At 73.9% G+C, this 20217-nt stretch carries 21 protein-coding genes and 2 pseudogenes; 7 read left to right on the plus strand and 16 right to left on the minus strand.

The window, feature by feature from the left end; all coding sequences use genetic code 11:
• Positions 1-616: 616 nt before the first annotated feature.
• Positions 617-1903 (minus strand): tyrosine--tRNA ligase, encoded by a 1287-nt coding sequence (gene tyrS / locus ACTMS0_RS27460; protein ID WP_441158225.1) that lies wholly within the window; start codon positions 1901-1903, stop codon positions 617-619.
• A gap of 101 nt (positions 1904-2004) precedes the next feature.
• Between tyrS and ACTMS0_RS27465 the strand changes: the two genes are divergently transcribed.
• Entirely contained in the window at positions 2005-2394 is a 390-nt protein-coding gene (locus ACTMS0_RS27465) for a PaaI family thioesterase (protein WP_441158164.1), read from the plus strand.
• An 81-nt stretch (positions 2395-2475) separates the two neighbouring features.
• Here the strand turns inward: ACTMS0_RS27465 and ACTMS0_RS27470 are convergent, their stop codons facing one another.
• From ACTMS0_RS27470 to ACTMS0_RS27480, 3 genes are all read right to left on the minus strand, one after another.
• Complete coding sequence (locus ACTMS0_RS27470; RefSeq protein WP_441158165.1) at positions 2476-3795, minus strand: hemolysin family protein; 1320 nt, start codon at positions 3793-3795, stop codon at positions 2476-2478.
• A 95-nt stretch (positions 3796-3890) separates the two neighbouring features.
• Positions 3891-4514, minus strand: coding sequence for a hypothetical protein (locus ACTMS0_RS27475; protein ID WP_441158166.1), 624 nt, complete (start codon positions 4512-4514; stop codon positions 3891-3893).
• The gene (locus ACTMS0_RS27480; RefSeq protein WP_441158167.1) at positions 4511-5038 is read right to left on the minus strand and encodes a GNAT family N-acetyltransferase; all 528 of its coding nucleotides are present in this window, start codon (positions 5036-5038) and stop codon (positions 4511-4513) included. The genes ACTMS0_RS27475 and ACTMS0_RS27480 overlap by 4 nt, the downstream gene beginning before the upstream one ends.
• Positions 5039-5187: 149 nt before the next feature.
• Here ACTMS0_RS27480 and ACTMS0_RS27485 point away from each other — a divergent pair.
• The 6 genes and pseudogenes from ACTMS0_RS27485 to ACTMS0_RS27510 form a co-directional block, all read left to right on the plus strand.
• A pseudogene (locus ACTMS0_RS27485) lies at positions 5188-5508 on the plus strand (PEP/pyruvate-binding domain-containing protein); the annotation flags it as partial.
• Between the two features lie 260 nt (positions 5509-5768).
• Positions 5769-5996 carry a hypothetical protein gene (locus ACTMS0_RS27490; protein WP_441158168.1) on the plus strand — a complete coding sequence of 76 codons (228 nt, stop codon included), beginning with the start codon at positions 5769-5771 and terminating at the stop codon, positions 5994-5996.
• 52 nt (positions 5997-6048) lie between these two features.
• Entirely contained in the window at positions 6049-6528 is a 480-nt protein-coding gene (locus ACTMS0_RS27495) for a hypothetical protein (RefSeq protein WP_441158169.1), read from the plus strand.
• A complete protein-coding gene (locus tag ACTMS0_RS27500; RefSeq protein WP_441158170.1) occupies positions 6525-8648 on the plus strand; it encodes a M48 family metalloprotease in 2124 nt (707 codons plus the stop codon). Before ACTMS0_RS27495 ends, ACTMS0_RS27500 begins: the two co-directional genes overlap by 4 nt.
• A gap of 32 nt (positions 8649-8680) precedes the next feature.
• Positions 8681-8830: pseudogene (locus tag ACTMS0_RS27505) on the plus strand (universal stress protein); the annotation flags it as partial.
• Positions 8831-8991: 161 nt separating this feature from the next.
• Positions 8992-9834, plus strand: coding sequence for a universal stress protein (locus tag ACTMS0_RS27510; RefSeq protein ID WP_441158171.1), 843 nt, complete (start codon positions 8992-8994; stop codon positions 9832-9834).
• A 90-nt stretch (positions 9835-9924) separates the two neighbouring features.
• On the opposite strand, the gene ACTMS0_RS27515 is transcribed toward ACTMS0_RS27510, so the two are convergent.
• The 12 genes from ACTMS0_RS27515 to ACTMS0_RS27570 form a co-directional block, all read right to left on the minus strand.
• Entirely contained in the window at positions 9925-10554 is a 630-nt protein-coding gene (locus ACTMS0_RS27515) for an FMN reductase (RefSeq protein ID WP_441158172.1), read from the minus strand.
• The gene (locus ACTMS0_RS27520) at positions 10551-11699 is read right to left on the minus strand and encodes an LLM class flavin-dependent oxidoreductase (RefSeq protein ID WP_441158173.1); all 1149 of its coding nucleotides are present in this window, start codon (positions 11697-11699) and stop codon (positions 10551-10553) included. Before ACTMS0_RS27520 ends, ACTMS0_RS27515 begins: the two co-directional genes overlap by 4 nt.
• Positions 11700-11839: 140 nt before the next feature.
• Positions 11840-12112 carry a MoaD/ThiS family protein gene (locus tag ACTMS0_RS27525; RefSeq protein ID WP_441158174.1) on the minus strand — a complete coding sequence of 91 codons (273 nt, stop codon included), beginning with the start codon at positions 12110-12112 and terminating at the stop codon, positions 11840-11842.
• A 4-nt stretch (positions 12113-12116) separates the two neighbouring features.
• Positions 12117-13202 (minus strand): WD40/YVTN/BNR-like repeat-containing protein, encoded by a 1086-nt coding sequence (locus tag ACTMS0_RS27530; protein ID WP_441158175.1) that lies wholly within the window; start codon positions 13200-13202, stop codon positions 12117-12119.
• Between the two features lie 134 nt (positions 13203-13336).
• Positions 13337-15004 (minus strand): phosphoenolpyruvate--protein phosphotransferase, encoded by a 1668-nt coding sequence (gene ptsP / locus ACTMS0_RS27535; RefSeq protein WP_441158176.1) that lies wholly within the window; start codon positions 15002-15004, stop codon positions 13337-13339.
• Positions 14997-15278 carry an HPr family phosphocarrier protein gene (locus tag ACTMS0_RS27540; RefSeq protein ID WP_441158177.1) on the minus strand — a complete coding sequence of 94 codons (282 nt, stop codon included), beginning with the start codon at positions 15276-15278 and terminating at the stop codon, positions 14997-14999. The genes ptsP and ACTMS0_RS27540 overlap by 8 nt, the downstream gene beginning before the upstream one ends.
• A 39-nt stretch (positions 15279-15317) precedes the next feature.
• Entirely contained in the window at positions 15318-16358 is a 1041-nt protein-coding gene (locus tag ACTMS0_RS27545; protein ID WP_441158178.1) for a zinc-dependent dehydrogenase, read from the minus strand.
• Positions 16355-16825 (minus strand): PTS sugar transporter subunit IIA, encoded by a 471-nt coding sequence (locus ACTMS0_RS27550; protein WP_441158179.1) that lies wholly within the window; start codon positions 16823-16825, stop codon positions 16355-16357. Before ACTMS0_RS27550 ends, ACTMS0_RS27545 begins: the two co-directional genes overlap by 4 nt.
• Positions 16818-17126 (minus strand): PTS lactose transporter subunit IIB, encoded by a 309-nt coding sequence (locus tag ACTMS0_RS27555; RefSeq protein WP_441158180.1) that lies wholly within the window; start codon positions 17124-17126, stop codon positions 16818-16820. Before ACTMS0_RS27555 ends, ACTMS0_RS27550 begins: the two co-directional genes overlap by 8 nt.
• Positions 17127-17131: 5 nt before the next feature.
• Complete coding sequence (gene mtlA / locus ACTMS0_RS27560) at positions 17132-18307, minus strand: mannitol-specific PTS transporter subunit IIC (RefSeq protein WP_441158181.1); 1176 nt, start codon at positions 18305-18307, stop codon at positions 17132-17134.
• Between the two features lie 67 nt (positions 18308-18374).
• Positions 18375-19319: a 1-phosphofructokinase family hexose kinase gene (locus ACTMS0_RS27565; protein WP_441158182.1), complete on the minus strand. Its 945-nt coding sequence runs from the start codon at positions 19317-19319 to the stop codon at positions 18375-18377.
• A complete protein-coding gene (locus ACTMS0_RS27570; protein ID WP_441158183.1) occupies positions 19316-20077 on the minus strand; it encodes a DeoR/GlpR family DNA-binding transcription regulator in 762 nt (253 codons plus the stop codon). Before ACTMS0_RS27570 ends, ACTMS0_RS27565 begins: the two co-directional genes overlap by 4 nt.
• Between the last annotated feature and the right edge of the window lie 140 nt (positions 20078-20217).

Consider the following 20217-nt stretch of genomic DNA (forward strand, 5'->3'; position numbering starts at 1 on the left):
TATCAAGCACCCTGTTGAGTTCTCAAAGAACAACCACACACCATCCGGAAACCCACCACGTGGGCCCCATCCGGGGCTATCACCCACCCGCCGCTCCCGCGCCGGGCACTTTTACTACGTTACCCGGTGGCTTCTGCCGTGTCAAACCGCTCTATGGCGCTTTGTCATGCTTCACACCATTTCCGGGGCACCACTGCGCGACCGACTTTCGTCGTTCGTGTCGTGGTTTCGGCAGGCCGGCCGCCGCGGTTTCCCGCTGGCTCGCCCGGGTGCCCTGCCGGTCGTCAACCATACCCGGTCGGTTCCGCCTCACCAAATCCGCCTCGCGACGAATCCGGGGCACCGCCCGGTCCAGGCTCGCATGGGGTTCAACCCGTCCGACCCTGGAGTCATTCCCGCAGATCCGGCCGGCCTCGCAACCCGATGGGTCGCACCGCCCGGTCCAGGCTCGTACCGAGATACAACCCGGACGACCCTGAGGTCATTCCCGCGCTCCGGCCGCCAGGTCTTTCGCCCTGTTTCGCCCGTTCCGCGCTGGCAGAGAGAAAGTTACGCGTCCGGCGGAGTAATCGTCAAATCCGCCGGACGCGTCCCCGGTCACACTGTCGGCGTACGCCTATCTCCGCAGCTCAACGCCCGCGAACGTGCGCTTCCCGCGGCGCAGCACCAGGTACCGGCCGTGCAGCAGGTCCTCCGGGGTGACGACGGCGTCGGCCGACGTCACCCGGTTGTTGTTGATGTAGGCGCCCCCCTCGGCGATCACCCGGCGGGCTTCCTTGTTGCTCGGCACCAGGCCGGACTCCTTCAGCAGGCTGGCCACGTCGGGCAGCTCGTCGAGGTGGACCAGACCGGCCTCGGTGAGCGCCGCCCGCAGGGTGACCGGTGAGAGCTCCTCCAGCGAGCCCCGCCCGAACAGAGCCTGGCTGGCGGCCACCACCTGGGCCATCTCCCGCTCGCCGTGCACGAGGGTGGTCAGTTCCTCGGCCAGGGCCCGCTGGGCGATCCGGGCAGCCGGCCGTTCCGCGGTCTCCTTCTCCAGAACCTCCAGCTCCTCCCGGGAGCGGAAGCTGAAGAAGCGCAGGTAACGCGTCACGTCCCGGTCGTCCACGTTGACCCAGAACTGGTAGAAGGCGTACGGGCTGGTCATTTCCGGGTCCAGCCAGACGGCGCCGCCCTCGGTCTTGCCGAACTTCGTCCCGTCCGACCTGGTCACCAGCGGCGTGGTGAAGGCCTCGACCGGACCGGCACCCCGGCGGCGGATGTAGTCAACACCGGCCGTGATGTTGCCCCACTGGTCGGAGCCGCCGTACTGGAGCTGGCAGCCGTGCCGGCGGTGCAGCTCGAAGAAGTCGTTGGCCTGGAGCAGCTGGTAGCTGAACTCGGTGAAGCTGATCCCCGTCTCCAGCCGGGCGCGAACCACCTCGCGGGCCAGCATCTTGTTGACCGGGAAGTGCTTGCCGACGTCCCGCAGGAACTCGACCACCGACATCTCGCCGGTCCAGTCCAGGTTGTTGACCAGCTGCGCCGCGTTGGCACCCTCGTACGACACGAACGGCGCGAGCTGCTCGCGGATCCGCGCGACCCAGCCGGCCACGACCTCCGGCGGGTTCAGGGTGCGCTCCGCGCTCTCCTTCGGGTCGCCGATCTGGCCGGTCGCGCCGCCCACCAGCAGCAGCGGCCGGTGGCCGGCCAGCTGGAGCCGCCGTGCGGTGGTGACCTGCACGAGGTGGCCGACGTGCAGGCTCGGCGCCGTCGGATCGAAGCCCACATAGAAGGCGATCCCGGGGCCGTCGAGCAGCGCGCGCAGCTCGTCGGGGCCGGTGGAGTCCTGGATCAGGCCACGCCACCGCAGGTCGTCGAAGAGGGAGTCCCGCCCGGACGGCGGGAGGCTGGTGTCGGTCACGGTCACCGATTCTCCCCCATGAACGAGGACCGACCGTACCGGGTTTACCGGTTGGGTGGCCGCTACGCTGGCCGTCTGCCGATCGACGAGGGGGATTTGCCGTGGACGAGCCGGACCTGACGGGTGGCTTCGTGGCGCTGCTGGGCCTGAAGTTCGACGAGGTGAGCGCCGACCGGGTGGTCATCCGGTGGCAGGTCCGCCCCGAGCTGCACCAGCCGTTCGGCATCCAGCACGGCGGCGTGTACTGCTCGGTCGTCGAGACGGCGGCCAGCGTCGGCGCGACCCTGTGGTTCGGCGACCGCGGGCAGGTGGTGGGGGTGTCCAACCAGACCGACTTCCTCCGCGCGGTCCGGGACGGGGAGCTGACGGCCGTCGGCACCCCCGTGCACCGGGGCCGCAGCCAGCAGCTGTGGCAGGTCGAGATCACCGACGCCGACGACCGCCTGGTCGCGCGCGGCCAGGTCCGGCTCCAGAACCTCACCACCGCCTGACCACCGGGTCCGCCGGCCGGTCCCGGCCGTCCCACGCCGACGAGCCGGCGGTACGCGGACAGCCCGCCCGCCGGAGGTCGGTCAGGGGCGGGCCGGGCCGAGTGCCGGGGCGGGCGCGTCGTCCGGGGCGGGCGCGGGTCGGCGTACCCGCACCTGGGCGATGGCGCGGTGGTCGATGCCGGTCACCTCGAGGTCCCAGCCGTCGACGGTGACGCTCTCCCCGGCCACGGTCGGAATGTGGCCGAGGCCGGCGAGGACCAGCCCGGCGACCGTGGTGTAGTCGCCGCTGGGCCGGCCGGGCAGCTCGACGCCGACGTCCGGCAGGTCGTGCACGGGGAACGTGCCGGGCAGCAGCATCGACCCGTCCGGGTCGGTGCGTACCGAGCGCACGTCCCGGTCGGTCTCGTCGTAGATCTCGCCGACGACCTCCTCGAGGATGTCCTCGAGGGTGACGATCCCGTCGACCGCGCCGCGCTCGTCGACCACCAGGGCGATGTGCTGCCGCTCCGCCTTGAACTGGCGCAGCGCGTCGACCACGGGCAGCGAGTCGGGCAACAGCATCGGCGGTCGGGCGATCTCGTCGACCGGCCGGTCGTCGGGCACGCCGACCAGGTCGCGCAGGTGGATCACGCCGACCGCGTCGTCGAGCCCGCCGTGCCGGACCACCGGCGCCCGGGAGTGGCCGGTGGCGGCGAGCACCAGCCGGGCGGCGTCCGCGGTGGTGCCGCTGTCGAGCGTGAAGACCTGCAACCGGGGTACGAGCACCGCCTTCAGCTGCCGGTCGGCGATCTCCACCGCTCCGGCGATGATCATGCGCTGTTCCTTGGTGAAGCCGTGGTTGCCGGCGACGATGTCCCGCAGCTCGTCCGGGCCGATCTCGTCCGGCTCGTGCCGCGGGTCGAGCCCCACCAGGCGGACCACCAGGTCACTGGTGGCGCCGAGCGCCCAGACCGCCGGGCGGGTGAGACCGGCGAGCACGTCCAGCGGGCGGGCCACCAGCAGCGCCCACCGCTCGGCGGCCTGCATGGCGATCCGCTTCGGCGCCAGCTCACCGAAGACCAGCGTGACGAACGTCAGCGCCAGGGTGACCAGCACGATCGCGACCGTCTCGGCGGCGCCGCCCAGCGGTGCCAGCAGCGGCACCAGGGGCCGGGCCAGCGACACCGCGGCGGCGGCCGAGGCCAGGAACCCGGCCAGGGTGATGCCGATCTGGATGGTGGCGAGGAAGCGGTTCGGGTCTCGGGCGAGGCGGGCCAGCGTGCGCCCGGCCCGACTGGTGCGTTTCAAGCGCTGGATCTGGCTGTCCCGCAGCGACACCAGCGCCATCTCACTGCCGGCGAAGAGCGCGTTCAGGACGACCAGGACACCTACCAGGGCCAGCTGGCTCCCGTAGCTCTGCACGCCGGGCACTCCTCACCGCGTCCGTCGGCCGGCACCGCCGGCGTAGGCGCATCTGTGCCCCGCAGATGGGGAACCGAATCCTCGCAGCGGCGGAGTCACGCCGGGGCGGGCAGATCCAACACGTACGCGTCACCCTCCCGACGGAAGCCGAGCCGGTGATAGTAGGGGGCGACCATGCCGGGCGGGCTGATCACGCGGCGGAAACCCCGGTCGGTGAACAGGCGGCTACGCCGGTACACGAACTCGCCGGGGGTGAAGTCGCGGAACCGGCGGGTCACGTAGTCGAGGTCGACCTGCGCCACCCCGCCCGGCTCGGCGTGTGACAGCACCACCCCGACCACCTCGTCGTCCTTCATCACGACGAACGCCGACCGCTCCCCCTCGGCCCGCAAGGTGAAGCCGGGGTTGAACCGGGCGATGTCGGCCGCGTGCACCCGGAGGGTGTGGGCCAGGAACTGGTCGTCGACGCCCACCTCGACCACCTGGTAGGTCGCCTCGTCGTGCCGGGTGGCGAGCATCCCGCGCAGGTACCAGACGTTGATCGCCGCCAGCACCACGTTCAGCCCGACCATCGGCCACACCTGCACCGCGGCGTTGTAGCCGATGAGGATGAGGCAGCCGATCAGGTTCAGGGCGCGCAGCCGGAGGATGCGCGTCTGCAGCAGCGACCAGACCAGCACCGCCGAGCCGGTCCAGCCGATCAGTTCCAGCCAGTTCACCCCGCGAGGGTAGTGCCTGCCCTGGTCAGGCCGGTGACGGGGCCGGGCCCGGACAGCTCCAGGACCCACTCCTCGACCTCGGCGCCGCGCCCGTGGGCGTACCCCCGGTCCTCGCCGGTGACGACGAAGCCGCACTTGCGGAGCACGGCGAGCGAGGCGCGGTTGTCCTTGGCGGCGCGGGCGTGCACCGGCCGGCGGGACACCTCGCCGAGCAGGGCGACGAGCGCGCCGGTCGCGTACCCCCGGCCCCAGCGGCGCGGGTCGATCCAGTAGCTGACCTCGGTGCGGTCGCCGGCCGGGAAGGCGACCACGTGGCCGACCACCTCGCCGCCGACGACCACCGTGCGCGGCACCACGGCCGCGTCCGCGCGGACCCGGCGCCAGTGCGCGTCGAACGCCGCGCGGTCGGCCGGGTCCACCGGACCGAACGCGGCCATCCAGTTGGCCTCGACGTCCTGCTGGTGGGCGAAGAACAGCGGCAGGTCGTCGTCGAGGACGGGGCGCAGGCGCAGGTCGGCGTTCATCGACGTAGAGGATAGGGGGTGTCTTGGAAGTGCGGGTCGAGCCGACGACCCGGATCCCGGGACCTCTGGCCCGGCCGCTGCCCCGTCCGGCCCTGCCGACGCCGTCCTCCGCGGGGCTACCAACGAAGGGGGACGACGTCCCGCGGGCGGTGACGGAGGAGGCCGGCAGCCATGACGAGATACGCTACGACTTCATCGAGGGCGACCGGAGCAGGGCGGACCTGCTCGGCGGCAAGGGCGCGAACCTCGCGGAGATGACCCGGCTCGGGCTTCCGGTGCCGCCCGGCTTCACGGTCAGCACCGACGCGTGCCGGGCGTACCTGGCCGATGGCCGGCCGCCGGTCGGGCTCCTCGACGAGGTCAACGCTCACCTACGGGAGATCGAGGTACGGCTGGACCGGCGGCTCGGGGACGCGCACGACCCGCTGCTGCTCGCCGTCCGCTCCGGCGGGCGCTACACGTGCACGGGGTGCCGGCGGAGGAGTTCGAGCGGGAACTGGCTGCGGTACGCGCCGCGGCCGGGCCGGACGGGCCGGACGTGGCCGCGCTGCGGGCGCTGGTCGACACGTACAAGAAGGTGTTCGCCGCAGGTCGGGCACGACTTCCGGAGGGGCCCTTGTTAACGCCTCGCGTCGTACCCGGGCCCCTTGTTAACACCGGTGTCCGCCCGGCCCCTCGGCGCCGGGCCGGTTGCGGCCCGTGCGGGTCCGCGGGCCGCGACAATGGCGGGATGGAAGGAGTACGGCGGAGACGGGCGCGTGGAGCCGGGGCGGGCCGCGCAGGGGCGGCCGGAGCGGCGGCTCTCGGGGCGCTGGCCGTGGGGGCGCTGGCCGTGGGCGCGGTCGCGGTGGGAGCGCTGGCCATCGGGCGGCTCGCGGTCCGGCGGGCGGTGATCCGGGAGCTGCGCATCGGCCGGCTGGAGGTCGACGAACTGGTGGTGCGCTCGCGCGACGGATAGCGGACAGTGTCCACTGTGGCGGGGACTCGCGTCCGTTCGCTACGAATGTGCCATGGCGCCTCGATCCGCATCGACCGACCGCACCGCGACGCTGGCCCGGGCGGTGGTGTCCCGGCTCGCCCCGGAGGAACTGCCCGCCTTCGACCTGCTCGCCGGGCCGTACCTGGCCGGCGTGGACGACTCCGCCGAGGGGGACCGGCTCCAGTTCGGCGTCGTGGAGGCGGTGGCCACGGTGACGCCGGTGGTGACGCTGGTCTGCGCGGGTGTGGTGGGCGCCCTGGCCCGTGGCGCCGAGAGCGAGCTGGAGCAGCTCGGCGGGCGGGCCGCCCGGGGCCTGTTCGGCGCGCTGCGGCGGCGGCCGGGGGTGACCGCCGCGCCGCGTACGGAGTGGACCCGGGAGCAGCTGGCCGAGGTCCGGACCGTGGCCGCCGGGCGGGCCGCCGCGCTCGGCGTCGAGCCGGAGCTGGCCGGGGCGATCGCCGACGCGGTGGTCGGCGCGCTGCTGCTGGAGGGCCCGGAGGCGGCCGGATGAGCGGCGCGCAGCCGGGCCGCCGGGTGACGAGCACCGCCCGCGACGGCCGCCCCGCCGACACCGGGTTCCTGCTGCTGCCACTCGCGGCGCTGGTGTTCAGCACGGCGGTGCTGCTGGCGGCGTTGTTCGCGGGGACGCTGATCGTGCCGCCCGGCTGCGACCTCGGGGACGCCTTCGTGCACCCCTGCACGAACATGCTCAACGTCTTCCAGATGACGTTCAACCTCATGATCGTGCCGGGGGCGGTCATGTTCCTGTGGTTGTCGCGCGGGCACCGGCGGCGGACCCGGCCGCTGGACGAGTCGGTGTTCCCCGCTGCGGCGGATGTGATCGGCGAGGTGCTGGCGTCGGTGCGGCTGCCCCGGCCGGTCGAGGTGGTGCTCGGCCCGCGGCTGGGCCGCCGGGCGTTCACCGGCGGCATCGGGGCGAAGCCATACGTGGCGCTCGGGCCGGAGCTGCTGACCCTGCCCGCTAAGAGGCCGGCCGGGCGGGAGGTCTTCGAGGCGGTGCTGCGACACGAGCTGGCCCACGTGCAGAACCTGGACCTGCTCCGGTTGCAGTTCGCCACCTCCCTGCGGATCAGCACCCGGGCGACCGCGGTGTTGACCGCCCTGTTCCTGCTCGCCCAGCAGCTCTGGTCGGACGAGCCGGTCCCGGCCGGCGCGGCGGCCGGCGTCGTGGTCCGGACGCTGCTGCTCGCCGTCGCCGCCGAGCTGGTCGTACGGGCGTTCTTCCGGGCCCGCGAGCACGAGGCGGACCTGCGGGCCGCCGCCGGTGCGCCGGCCGGGCTCCGGGCCGCCCTGCACGGCGGTCGGGAGCGCCCGCGCGGGCTGCGCGAGCGCCTGCTGGCCCGGCACCCCGCCGTGGCCGCCCGGCTCGCCGGGCTCGACGACGACCGGGTGGTGCTGGCCCTGCCGCTGGGGCAGTTGCTCGGCGCCGGGCTGTTCACCTCGGTCGCCCTGACCAACCTCCAGATCCTCGCCGACCTGCTGTTCGACGCCGGGCTGCTCGACCGGCCGGAGCCGGGCACCGTGCCGTGGACGCGGCTGCTGATGGTGGCGCTGCCCGCCGTGCCGGTCGCGGTGTTCCTGGCCCTGGGCGTCTGGCGGGACACCCGCGCCCGGCGGCTCGCCGGCGCGGCGGCCCGCCCCGCGCTCGTCGGTGCGGTGTTCGGCGTCGGGCTGCTCGCCGGGATGTACCTGGCCCCGTACGGCGCTCTCCTCTACCGCGTTCCGCCACCCAGGCCGCCCCTGGTGACCGGTCTGCTGGTGTGCGTCGCCGGCGCGGCGGCGTTGTGCTGGTGGCTCGCCGCGCTGGTGGACCGGTCGGTGCCGGCCCGATGGTCACGCGCGGTCCTCCTGCCGGTCGCGGTGACGGTGGGGGTCGCGCTGCTGGTGCTGGTCTGGGAGACCACCGGCTGGTTGATCTCCCAAAAGTTCGGCTGCGCGTTCTCCATGGTGGGCTGCGGGCCGCTGGTCACCCCGCGCATCGTGCTCACCCTGCTCGGCGAACCGTGGGCCGCCGTGCCGCTGGGGCTGGGCACGGTCACGCTGCTGGCGGTGACGCTGCGCCGCCACGGCACCGCGGCGGTCACCGAATGGTGGGCGCCGACCGTCCTCGCCGCCGGGGTCGGACTGGTGGTGGTGCTGCCCCGGCTGCCGTCCGCCGACGGGCTGGCCCTCGATGTCTGGGCGTCCCTGCACCGCCCGTTCGACCTCGTCGACCTCGTCCTCGCCCTCCAGGTGGCGCTGCTGGTGGCGGTGGCGCTGGCGACGCTGCTCCCCCGGCCGGTGGCCGGGCCGGTCGCGGCTGCGGGCGCGCTGCTGGTGCTCGCCGTCGGGCTGGCGGTCTGGGTGCTCGGGCGCACCGGCGACGCGGTCGCGCTGCGCCTCGACGAGTACCGCCTGGTCGTCGGGCTCCACCTCGGCGCGGCGTACGCCCTGCTCCTGCTCGCCGTGGCCGGGGTGCTCGCCGCACGGGCGGGGCTGGCGCGGCGCGAGGGCGGCACGGCGGCGCCGCCGCGGGCCCGCCCCCCGGAGCCGCCGGCCCACGCCGAGGGAGTCGGCGGATCGGCGGGCGACTGCGCCGGTCAGCCCGCCGACGGCAGCGCGGTCGGGTAGCCGTACAGGTCGAGCAGCCGCCCTCGGGCCGGGTGGAGGAGTCGAAGGACGCCCAGCTGGTGGTGGTCGGCGCCCACGGGCGCGGCGCCCTCGGTGGCCTGCTGCTCGGCTCGGTCAGCCACGCCGTCCTGCACCACGCGCACTGCCCTCTGGTCATCGTGCTACACCCCGGTAGCTCCTGACGACCGCACGGTGCCGTCGCGCCGGCCTCGCGGCCGGCGCGACCGTTGCCCGACGTGAGCGGCGCTCGCGAACGGTGTTCGGGACGGTGACCCGCCGGGAAATACCGGTCGATCGGCGGGCACGCGCCGACAATGAGCTGATCGAGGCTGGGAGGGCCGCAATGAACCGACCCGTCGTGGCGGGAGTGGACGGATCGCCGCCAAGCCTGGTGGCGGCCGAGCACGCCGCCCGCGCCGCCGTGCTGCGGTCGTGTCCGCTGCACCTGGTGCACGGCTACCTGCATCCGCTCGGCTACGGCATCCCGATCAACCCGTACGAGATGGGTATCCCCGCGCCGAACGAGGACGCCCGGAAGATGTTGGAGCAGACGGCGGCCGACCTCGCGGGCCGGTGGCCCGGGCTGGACGTCGCGGTGCGCCAGGTCGCGGGGGGGCCGGGCGCCACCCTGGTCGAGGAGTCGCGCCGGGCGGAACTGGTGGTGGTGGGCAGCCGGGGCCACGGCGGTTTTGCGGGGCTGCTGCTCGGCTCGGTCGGTACGCAGGTCGCGGCCCACGCCCACTGCCCAGTGCTGGTGGTCCGTCCCGCCGAGGAGACGATCCCGGTCGACGGTCCGGTGCTGGTCGGCGTGGACGGGTCGGAGGCGGCCGAACTGGCCGTCGGGTACGCCGCCGACGAGGCCGCCCGGCGGGAGGTCGAGCTGGTGGTCGCGCACGTCAGCCGACCCGACGAGGAGAACGCGGCGGCGACCGGGGAGTTGCTCGACACGGCGGCGTCCGCCGCCCGCGGCAGCCACCCCGGGCTGACCGTCACGGTAAGGCTGCTGCGGGCCGACAAGCCCGAGCCGGCCCTGATCGAGGCGAGCGGCGGCGCCGGGCTGGTGGTCGTCGGGACGCGGGGGCGGGGTGGCTTCGCCGGGATGCTGCTCGGTTCGGTCAGCCAGGCCCTGGTGCAGCACGCCCACTGCCCGGTGCTGGTGGCGCACCCGTACGGCGAGGGGCGCTGACCCGCCCGATCCGGCCCCGCTCGGCAGCTCGACCCCGATGGGGCCGGTGCCCGGTCCCGGCCCGACGGGACAGCCGGGCCGGGACCGGGGTCAGGCGTCGCGCCGCAGGCCGCTGAGGAGGTCCTCAAAGCTGCCGGTGAGCGCGAACGGGTCGGTCGGTCCGGTCGACGCCGCCCGCCGGTGCACCTGGTCGGCCAGCTCGGCGCCGGCCCGCTCGACGCGGCGCCGCAGGGCGCCGTCGGCGGTGCCGCCGGACCAGTCCTCCGGTGCCGCGAACACCGTCGTGGGCACGACGACCGCCCGCAGATACGCGAACATCGGCCGCAGCGCGTGCTCCAGGGCGAGCGAGTGCCGAGCCGTGCCGCCGGTGGCGGCGGCCAACACCGGCCGGTCCGCGAGCGCGTCCTTCTCGACCAGGTCGAAGAAGGACTTGAACAGTCCGTTGTACGACGCGTTGAAGATCGGCGTCACGGCGATCAGCCCGTCGGCGCCGGTCACCGCGTCCAGCACCTCCCGCAGGGCCGGCGACGGGAAGCCGGTGAGGAGGTGGTTGACGATGTCGTGGGCGTGCTCGCGCAGCTCGACGGACCGTACCTCGACGGTGTCGCCCCGCCGGACCAGCTCGTCGCGGGTGGCCGCGGCGAGCTGGTCGGCGAGCAGGCGGGTCGACGACGGCTGGCTCAGGCCGGCCGAGACGACGGCGAGGGTACGGGCGGTCATCGGCCCGCCTCCGCCAGGTCGCCCTCTTCGGTGGCCGTGCCGGCGCCGGTCGCGGCCTTGTCGGCGGCGGCCTTCTCGGCGGCCGCCAGCAGGGAGGCGTGGGTCGGCGCCTCGGGCACGTGCGCGGGGCGCAGCGCGGCGAACTCCTTGCGCAGCACCGGAACCACCTCCTCGCCGAGGATGTCGAGCTGCTCCAGCACGGTCTTCAGGGGCAGGCCGGCGTGGTCGACGAGGAACAGCTGCCGCTGGTAGTCGCCGACGTACTCGCGGAACGTCAGCGTCCGGTCGATCACCTGCTGGGGGCTGCCGACGGTCAGCGGGGTCTGCGCCGTGAACTCCTCCAGCGACGGCCCGTGCCCGTAGACCGGGGCGTTGTCGAAGTACGGGCGGAACTCCCGGACCGCGTCCTGGGAGTTCTTCCGCATGAACACCTGGCCACCCAGCCCGACGATGGCCTGGTCGGCGGAGCCGTGCCCGTAGTGCTCGAACCGCTGCCGGTACAGGCCGACCATCCGCTGCGTGTGCTCCTTCGGCCAGAAGATGTGGTTGGCGAAGAAGCCGTCGCCGTAGTACGCGGCCTGCTCGGCGATCTGCGGACTCCGGATCGAGCCGTGCCAGACGAACGGGGGTACGCCGTCGAGCGGCCGCGGCGTCGAGGTGAACGACTGCAACGGCGTACGGAACCGGCCGGACCAGTCGACCACGTCCTCCCGCCAGAGCCGGCGCAGCAGGTCGTAGTTCTCGATGGTCAGCGGGATGCCGTTGCGGATGTCCTGTCCGAACCAGGGGTACACCGGGCCCGTGTTGCCGCGCCCGAGCATCAGGTCCACCCGGCCGTCGGCCAGGTGCTGGAGCATCGCGTAGTCCTCGGCGATCTTCACCGGGTCGTTGGTGGTGATCAGCGTCGTGGCGGTGGACAGCAGCAGCCGCTGCGTCCGGGCCGCGATGAAGCCCAGCATGGTGGTCGGCGACGACGGCACGAACGGCGGGTTGTGGTGCTCGCCGGTGGCGAAGACGTCGAGACCGACCTCCTCGGCCTTGAGCGCGATCGTGACCATCGCCTTGATGCGCTCACGCTCCGTCGGCTCCCGACCGGTGGTCGGATCGACCGTGACGTCACCGACGGTGAAGATCCCGAACTGCATGACCCGCTCCCTGTGTGACCGCCAGGGCCGCGGTGGCCCCGGACGACCCCCACAACATATTTGACGAGTCAACTATTCCGGTCGCACCGGTCCCCCGGGTGGCCCGGATCACGCCGTCCGCCCGGTCGGCCGTCCGCGCGTCAGCCGCCCGCCACCGAGGGCAGCACCTGGACCTCGGCCGCGTCGCCGACCGGCGCGTCGAGGCCGCCGAGGTGCCGGCAGTCCTCCCCGTCGACGTACACGTTGACGTAGCGGCGCAGCTCACCGCGCTCGTCCCGGATCCGCCGGCCGAGCCGGGGCCAGCCGTCGGCCACCTCGTCCAGGACGGCCCGCAGCGTGCCCGAGGCGGTGACGGTCAGCCGGCTCGCTCCCCCGGCCTCGCTCCGCAGCGGGCCGGGCAGCAGCACCGTCACCACGTCACACCTCCGCCGCGCGGACGCAGAGCACGTCGGGCAGGTGCGCGGCGACCAGGGACCACGAGTCGCCGGCGTCGCGGCTCGCGTAGACCTCGCCGGAGCGGGTGCCGAAGTAGACACCGCCGGGATCGTGGGCGTCGGCGCACATCGCGTCGCGCAGCACGGCCGGGAAGAACGGGCCCTCCGGCAGGCCGGCGGTCAGCGGCTCCCAGGTGGCGCCCGCGTCGCCGGACCGCCAGACCCGGCACCGGCGGCCGGCCGGGAAGCGCTCGCTGTCGGCGGCGAGGGGGAAGGTGAAGACCGAGCCGGGCCGGCCCGGCAGCGTGACGATCGGGAAGCCGAAGTCGCTGGGCAGGCCCTCGGCGATCGAGGACCAGGTGCGCCCGTCGTCGTCCGAGCGGTAGACGCCGTGGTGGTTCTGCGCGTAGAGGCGGGCGGCGTCGCCCGCGTCGCGGGTGACCTTGTGCACGCACTGACCGAACTCGGGCCACTCGTCGGGCAGGAAGTATGCCCGGATGCCCGTGTTGCCGGGCGCCCACGTCGCGCCGGCGTCGCTCGAGTGGTAGACGCCCCCGGTGGACATGGCGACGGTGACCCGGTCGGCGTCGGCCGGGTGCGGCAGCACGGTGTGCACCGCCTGGCCGCCGAAGCCGGCACCCCACTGCTCCCGGTGCGGGTGGTCCCACAGGCCCCGCACCAGCTCGAAGGTCACGCCACCGTCGTCGGACCGGAACAGCGCGGACGGCTGGGTGCCCGCCCACACCACGTCGGGCTGGTCGGCGCCGGCCGGGGTGAGCTGCCAGACCCGGCCCAGGCTGGCCCCGGTGTCGGCGGGAAAGGCCACCGGCGCCTGCTCGGGCTCGTGCCAGGTGGCGCCGAGGTCGTCGCTGGTGGCGACGGTCGGGCCGAAGTGCGAGCTGGTCGTCCCGGCGAGCAGCCGGGGCGTGGCGCGGCGCGTGTCGATCGCGACCGCGTACACCCCGGTCATCGGGTGCTGCGGCCCGGAGACCTCCCAGGTGCGCCGGTCGTCGGTGCTGGTGGCCAGGAAGAGGCCCTTGGCCGTCCCGATCGCGAGCAGTGTGGCCATCGACCGTCTCCGTCCCTCGGTGGCAGGTGTGCCGTGATTATGGCCACACCGACCGACAGAAACCGACGGCCGGCCGGGCGGTACACGCGGCTGTCCGTCCCCGCGGTGTCGCGGACCGCGGGCGACCGGCCCGCTCAGTCCGGCGCCGGCCGGGCCTCGCGCCGGACGGCGGCCCGTGCCTGCTCCGCGTCGTCGGCGGCGAGCGCGAGCGCGGCCAGCCGTTCGCAGTCGGCGAGGGAGTGCGCGGCCAGCGCCGCCCGCACCGGTGCCAGCGCCCGCGGTGACATCGACAGGCTGGTCACGCCGAGACCGGCGAGCACCACCGCGAGCAGCGGGTCGGCGGCCGCCTCCCCACAGACGCCGACCGGCTTGCCGGCCCTCCGGCCGGCGGTCGCGCAGCCGGCGATCAGCTCCAGCAGTGCCGGCTGCCACGGATCGAGCAGGTCGGCGAGGTCGCCGCACTGCCGGTCGGCGGCGAAGGCGTACTGGCTCAGGTCGTTGGTGCCCACGCTGAGGAAGTCGACCTTTTCGAGCAGCTGCCGGGCGCGCAGCGCCGCCGCCGGCACCTCCACCATGACGCCCACGGCGTCCAGGCCGGCGCCGCGCGCGGTCGCCGCGAACTCGCCGGCCTCCGCGGCGGTCGCCACCATCGGCGCCATCACCCGGACGTCGGCGCCGGTCCGCCGGGCCGCCAGCTCGATGGCGTGCAGCTGGGTCCGGAGCACCTCGGGCCGGCGTCGGGCGATTCGCAGGCCCCGCACGCCGAGGGCCGGGTTGGGCTCGCCGGCCTGGTCGAGGAAGGGCAGCGGCTTGTCGGCGCCCGCGTCCAGCGTCCGGATCACCACCGGACGGCCGTCCATCGCCGCGAAGACCTCCGCGTACGCCCGGCTCTGCTCCTCGATGCCGGGCGCCGTGGTCCGGTCGAGGAACAGCAGTTCGGTGCGGAAGAGCCCGACGCCCTCCGCCCCGCCCGCCTCCTCCCCGCGCAGCTCGGCCGCGGAGCCGATGTTGACCAGGAGCTTCACCTCGTGCCCGTCCGCGGTGCGGCCCGGTCCCCGGCTCCGGCCGGCCCTCCGGCGCCGGGCTGCCACCGCGGCCCGGGTGGCGGCGACGACGGCCTCGTCGGCGTCGGTGAGCACCTCGCCGGAAGCCCCGTCCACCCGGACCACCGTTCCGTCGGGGACGGTCAGCGTCCCGGCGCAGGACACCACGGCGGGCAGACCGAGGGACCGGGCCAGGATCGCGGTGTGACTGGTCGGGCCGCCCAGCTCGGTCACCAGGGCGAGCACCAGCTCGGGATCGAGGTCGGCGGTGTCGGCCGGGGCGAGGTCGCGCGCGGCCAGCACGTACGGGTAACCCGGGGTCGGGACGCCCGGCATCGGCCGCCCGAGGCTCGCGGCGACGGCGCGGTCCCGGATGTCGTCGAGGTCGGTGACCCGTTCGGCGAGGTAGCCGCCGGCGGCCTGGAACGCCCGACGGTGTTCGGCGAAGGCGTCGGCGATCGCGTGCGGGGCGTCCCGACCGGCCCGGACGGCCTCGGCGATCGTCTCGCGGAGGATCGGGTCCTCGGCGATCATCGCCTGGGCCCGGAGGATCGCTGCCGCCTCCGGCCGCCCCGCCGAGTCCGCGCGGCGGCGCAGCTCGGTGACGACCGCGGCGAGGGCCGCGTCGGCGCGGGTCGTCTCCGCCTCGACGTCGGTGACGGCGGCCGGTTCCGGCAACCGGGGCGCGGGAGCCACCCGCAGCAGCGGACCGGCGGCCAGACCGGGACTGACGCCGATGCCGGTCAGCCGCTCAGGCATCGGCCGGCTCCTCGTCCAGGTTGCGCCGCAGCAGATCGGCGAGGGCCTCCAGCGCGGCCTCCGCCCCGTCGCCCTCGGCCGAGAGGATCACCTCGGTGCCGTGGGTGGCCCCGAGGGACAGGACGGAGAGCATGCTGCGGGCGGGGACCGGCCGGCCGCCCGGCAGCCGGATGCTGACCGCGACGGGCTGGGCGGCGGCGGCCTCGACGAAGAGAGCGGCGGGGCGGGCGTGCAGCCCGCTGGTCGACCCGACGGGGACGGTACGTTCGGGCATGACGACTCCTCAGGTGGTGGATCCGCGGATCCGAGCCGGTCAGGGCTCGATGGTGACTTTGATGCCGGCGCCCCGGGAGACGATGTCGAACGCGTCGAGGGCCCGCTCCAGCGGCAGCCGGTCGGTGATCAGGTCCGCGACCGGCACCGCACCACTGGCGATGAGCTGCAGTGCGGCCTTGTTGTGCGCGGGGCTGGAGCCGTTGGCGCCGACGATGGTGAGCTCGCGGTAGTGCACCAGGTTGGCGTCGACGGCGATGACCGGCTTGTCCTTGGGCAGGCCGCCGAAGAAGCTGATCCGGCCCTGGCGGCCGACCATCTGCAGCGCCTGCTCCTGTGCGGCGCCGGAGGCGGCCGCGGTGATGACGACGTCGGCTCCGGCGCCGTCGGTCACCTTGAGGACCGCGTCGACCGGGTCGGTCTCCGCCGCGCAGACCGTGGCGTCCGGCGCGACGAGCGCCGCCGCCAGGTCCAGCCGGTCCCGGTTGAGGTCGACCAGGGTGACCCGGGCGGCACCGCGCGCCCGGGCGAGCCGTACGTGCAGGCAGCCGATCGGGCCGGAGCCGATGACCACGACGTCGTCGCCCTCCCCGACCCGGGCGAGTTCCTGGCCGTTGAGGACACACGCCAACGGCTCCGCCACCGACGCCTCGGCGAAGCTGACCCCGTCCGGGATGCGGTTGAGGCCGTCGACGGCGAGCACCTTGGCCGGCACGACCATGTACTGGGCGAAGCCGCCCTCGTAGTGGTAGCCGATCGACTCCTGGTTGGGACAGACCGTCATCCGGCCGCGGCGGCACTGGTCGCACCGCCCGCACGGGATCGCGGCGATGACCTGGACGCGGTCGCCGGGCCGCCAGCCGGTCACGTCGGCACCGGTGTCGACGATCTCGCCGGCGATTTCGTGGCCCATCACCCGGGGCGGGTCGATGTGGTGGTGGCCGAAGCGCCAGATCTTCACGTCTGTGCCGCACGTGGAGCAGTTGCGTACCCGGATCCTGACCTCGCCCGGTCCCGGCGTCGGTTCGGGTGCGTCCTCGACCCGCACGTCACCGGGAGCGTGGAAGCGCACAACCTTCATCTGTCTGTCTCCTCATCGACGGGCTTGAGCAGCCGGAGAACGTCGTCGGCGTCGGTCGCCTCCCGCAGCGCGCGGGCTCGCTCCGGGTCCAGCAGGATCTCGGCCAACTGGGCGAGGAGGGCCACGTGACCGTCGCCGCGGGCGGCGATCGCCACGCAGAGCACGACCTGCTCGCCGCCCCAGTCCACGCCGGCGGGGAAGCGGAGCACCGCGAGCGCGTCCCGGCGTACGGCGTCCTTGCCGGCGAGGGTGCCGTGCGGGATCGCCACCCCCTCGCCCACGTACGTCGACACCGAGCGTTCCCGCGCCAGCATCGTGTCGACGTACGCGGGATTGACGGCACCGGTCTCGACCAGCACCGCGCCGCTGCGCCGGATCGCGTCCTCCCGGTCGGCGGCGGTCTCGCCGAGCCGGATCGCCCGCCGGTCGAGCAGCGCGGCGAGCGGTCCGGTCGCCACCTCAGCCATCGACCGCACCGCCGTTCTTCACCGCGGCGACGACCTTGGCCACCGACGGGTCGCCCACGAACACCTGGAACGGCACGATGACCTTCCCGGGGGCGACGGCCCGGGCGCGGGCGGCGAGTCCGGTGTGGACGACGACCACGTCGGCGTCGGCGGGGATGTGCTCGACCGGGGTGTGCTCCACCGCCACCGAGTGCTTGCCGAGCTGCTTGCGGAGCTGGCTGGCGAGCATCACGCTGCTGCCCATGCCGGCGTCGCAGGCGACGACGATCTTGCGGATGTCGCTTCCCTGGATGGTGGTCATGTCGCTCAGGCCTCCGAAGCTGCGGTGGGGGTACGGGTTCCGGCGGTCTGCCGCGGCAGGGGCGCGACCTCGTCGGCGGTCGCGGGAGTGGCATCCGCGTCGTCATCGCCCGCCTGGTCGTCCGGCTGCTCGTCCTTGAGCCGGCCGAAGCCGAGCAGCGCCGAGGCGACGACGAACGAGACCGCCGCGGCGACGAGGACCCCGAGGAAGACGCCGAACCAGCCGCCCCGCGGCGTGACGGCCGCGTAGGCGAAGATGCTTCCCGGCGAGGGGGTGGCGACCAGACCGGCGCCGGTGATCATGAAGGTGCCGACACCGGCGGCCCCGCCGGCGATCGTGGCGAGGATGAGCCGCGGCTTCATCAGCACGTACGGGAAGTAGATCTCGTGGATGCCGCCGAGGAACTGGATGATGATCGCGGCCGGCACGCTGGGGCGCAGCGTGCGGGGCCCGAAGAACAGGTAGGCCAGCAGCAGCCCGAGCCCGGGACCGGGGTTGGACTCGATCATGAAGAGGATCGACTTGCCGGTCTCCGCCGCCTGCGCGACGCCCAGCGGGCCGAGCACGCCGTGGTTGATCGCGTTGTTGAGGAAGAGCACCTTCGCCGGCTCGACCAGTACCGAGGCGACGGGCAGCAGGTTGTTCCCGACCAGCCAGTCGACACCGTCACCGGCGAGGTTGGTGACGGACCGGACGACCGGGCCGATGACCCAGACGCCGACCAGCGCCATGCCGCCGCCGATGATGCCGGCGGAGAAGTTGTTGACCAGCATCTCGAAGCCGGCCCGGACGCGGTCCTCGACGGCGTTGTCGAAGAGCTTCAGCAGGTACGCGGCCAGCGGGCCGATCAGCATGGCGCCGAGGAACATCGGCACGTCACTGCCGACCACGATGCCCATCGTGGCGACGGCGCCGACGACCGCTCCGCGCTGGCCGTGCACCAGCCGACCCCCGGTGTAGCCGATCAGCACCGGAAGCAGGACCATGATCATCGGCCCGACGAGCTCGGCGAGAGTTTCGTTGGGCAGCCAGCCGGTGGGAATGAACAGCGCGGTGATCAGGCCCCAGGCGATGAACGCACCGATGTTGGGCATGACCATGCCGGCCAGGTGACCGCCGACCCGCTGGATCCGGGCCTTGATGCCGGTCCCCGTGACGGCGGGGGTGTAATCCGTGGCCATGGGAGGCCTCCTGTTCGACTGCCGGCCGCCGGGCCGGTGAGGGGGTGGTGGGGGGGGGTCGGGTCAGTCAGTCCCTTGTGAGCAGGTGCCGGACCAGGTCCGGCCGACGTTCGATGTGGACGTGGTCGCGGCGCAGGTCGCCGGGTCCGGGCATCCGGCTGCCCGGCAGGCTGACCGCCGCCGCGCCCCAGGCGAGGCCCTCGGCGAGCGCCTGCCCGCCGGTGGCGCCACCGGCCAGGAAGCCGGCGAGCAGGGCGTCCCCGGCGCCAACGTTGCTGCGGCGCTCGGCGACGGGTGCGGTTCCGGTGACGACGCCGTCGCCGTCGACCAGGACCGCGCCGTCCGCGCCCAGGCTGGCCACCACGGCCCGGGCGCCCAGCGCGCGCAGGTGCTGGGCGGCGGCGACGACGTCCTCCGTCGAGTCGACCGCCCGCCCGGTGGCCTGGGCGAGCTCCTCCCGGTTGGGCTTGAGCAGCCATGCTCCCGCGGCCGCCGCGGCGACCAGCGCCGGGCCGCTGGTGTCGACCGCGAGCCGGACTCCCGCGTCGAGCAACCGGCGGCACAGCTTGCCGAACTCGTCGACCGCCAGGGACGGCGGGTTGCTGCCGCACACCACGACCCAGTCGGCCGAGCTGGCGGCGGACAGGACCAGCTCGGTCACCGCCTCCAGCTCGGCGCCGGAGAGCGCCGGGCCCGGTTCGTTGATCTTCGTGATCGTGCCGTCCGGCTCGGCGAGGGTGATGTTGGACCTGGTCCGTCCGGCGACCGGTACGGCGACCATGGGTACGCCCTCCGCCGCCAGCAGCCGGACCAGTTGCTCCCCCTCCGGCCCGCCGCACGGGATGACGGCTCGCGACGGCACGTCGTTGGCGAGCAGCGCCCGCGCGACGTTGACTCCCTTGCCGCCGGGGTCGAGGTGCGCGGGTGCCACCCGCAGCACCGCTCCGCGCACCAGCGATTCGACGGCGACGGCCCGGTCCAGGCTCGGATTGAGGGTGACGGTGAGGATCATGCCCGGATCACCTCCGGGCCGGCGTGCTGCAGCTCACCGGCGGCGGCGGTGCTCAACCCGGTGTCGGTGATGACGAGGTCGACATCCGCGAGCCGGCCGAACCGCGCGAGGTAGTCGTTGCCGAACTTCGTGTGGTCGGCCAGGAGCACGGTACGCCGGGCCGAGGCGATCATCGCCCGCTTGACGGCGGCCTCGGCGGGATCCGGCGTGGTGAGCCCACGCTCGACCGAGCAGCCGTTGGTCGCCATGAACGCCACGTCGACGTACATCTGGGAAAGCGCCTGCAGGGCCCAGTCGTCCACCGTCGCCATGGTCCGGCCCCGAACCCGGCCGCCGAGCATGATCACGTTGAGATTGGGCCGGGCGGCCAGCAGGGTCGCCAGCGGCGGAGCGTTGACGATCACCGTCAGCTCGCGCTCCGTGTTCAGCGCCTGGGCCAGCCGCCCGGTGGTCGTGCCCGCGTCGATGATGATGGCCCCCTCGTCCGGGACCTCGGCGAGGGCCGCCTTGGCGATGCGCTCCTTCTCCGTGGTCAGCACCGTGTCCCGAGCGGCCAGGGCCGGCTCGAAACCCAGACGCTCGACCGGGATCGCACCCCCGTGCACGCGGCGCAGCACCCCCGCGCGCTCCAGCGCGGTCAGGTCCCGCCGGATGGTCTCGCTGGTCACCGCCAGCTCCTCGGCCAGGACCATCACGTCGACGCGCCCCTGGGCCCGGGCCCTGCGGAGGATCTCCTGTTGCCGTTCCTCGGCGTACATCGCTTGGTTTCACCGCCGTTTCAATGTGGCTTCCTCTTTGTTTACGCCCGAGTGTGTGGGGAAGTCAAGAGGCCGTCATTCACGACCGAGTCCGGGGGCCGAGGAAGGGTCGATCGACACGGCACCGGCCCGCGCCGGCC

Origin of the sequence: Micromonospora sp. H33, assembly GCF_052068455.1 — a bacterium.
GTDB lineage: Bacteria > Actinomycetota > Actinomycetes > Mycobacteriales > Micromonosporaceae > Micromonospora.